The sequence below is a fragment of the Pseudomonas agronomica genome, from assembly GCF_025917275.1.
Lineage (GTDB): Bacteria > Pseudomonadota > Gammaproteobacteria > Pseudomonadales > Pseudomonadaceae > Aquipseudomonas > Aquipseudomonas agronomica.
The window spans coordinates 1-872 of sequence record NZ_JAOSHO010000929.1; the positions used below are offsets into that span (position 1 = coordinate 1).

Below are 872 nucleotides of genomic sequence, written 5' to 3' on the forward strand. Positions count from 1 at the left end.
AGCGACTCGATCTAGCAGATGCCCCAAAAAAAGCCCGCGCCGCCTGATGAAGGCTGCGCGGGCTTTTTCGTTTCCGGCGATTACTCCTTCGCTGGGATCACTTCCAACACCCGAATTACCCCCGCCTCTGGATAATGCCAACGCACATCCAGATCCCAGAACTGCGCGCCATATTCCCGTTCCGCTGTAGGAACCTGGTACGCCGGGCGTGGGTCTTGGGCCAGGCATTGTTCAATCAGCTCCACCAAGGGCTCATCAAGGCGCATGGCGTGGTCGCGCGCTTGAAGCAGGGCAGAGGCGGCCCACTGCACCGGAATCAACTCAGGCGCGGCGCTGGCGATGCTGTTGGTGGCTGAGTCGATGATGTCCGCATAGGGTACGTAGGGCTTGATGTCGAGAACTGGTGTGCCGTCCAGCAAGTCAATGCCCGAGATCCACAGGCGTCCGGCTTCGACCCGTTCCAGCTTCACCACCGACTGGCCGATGCCGTTGGGGCGGTGAGTCGCGCGGGTGGCGAAAACCCCCATGGATTTGTTGCCGCCCAGGCGTGGCGGGCGGACCTTCAATCGTGGCTTGTCTTCTAGCGCCTGATGGAACAGGAACAGCAACCAGACATGGCTGACCTGCTCCAGGCCCTGCACCGCATCCCCCTGGTCGAACGGCGCCACCAGTTCCAGCACGCCACGCGCGGCCGGGGCCAGTTGCGGTTGGCGGGGAATGGCGAATTTCTCCTTGAAGCAGGAGCGGACGAAGCCGATGGGGGAGACGCTGTAGGTCATGGGCTGGGATCGACGCAGGATTGAATGGGCATCATAGCGCGGGCGGCAGGTCTTGCCCTTTGTGGCGGAGGCTTTTGTGGCGAGGGAGCTTGC

Annotated in this window: 1 protein-coding gene; it reads right to left on the reverse strand. The window is 62.5% G+C overall.

Features of this window, described 5'->3' with window-relative positions:
• Window positions 1-80: 80 nt before the first annotated feature.
• Window positions 81-779 (reverse strand): tRNA (N6-threonylcarbamoyladenosine(37)-N6)-methyltransferase TrmO, encoded by a 699-nt coding sequence (gene tsaA / locus OC610_RS28175; protein WP_264432936.1) that lies wholly within the window; start codon window positions 777-779, stop codon window positions 81-83.
• Between the last annotated feature and the right edge of the window lie 93 nt (window positions 780-872).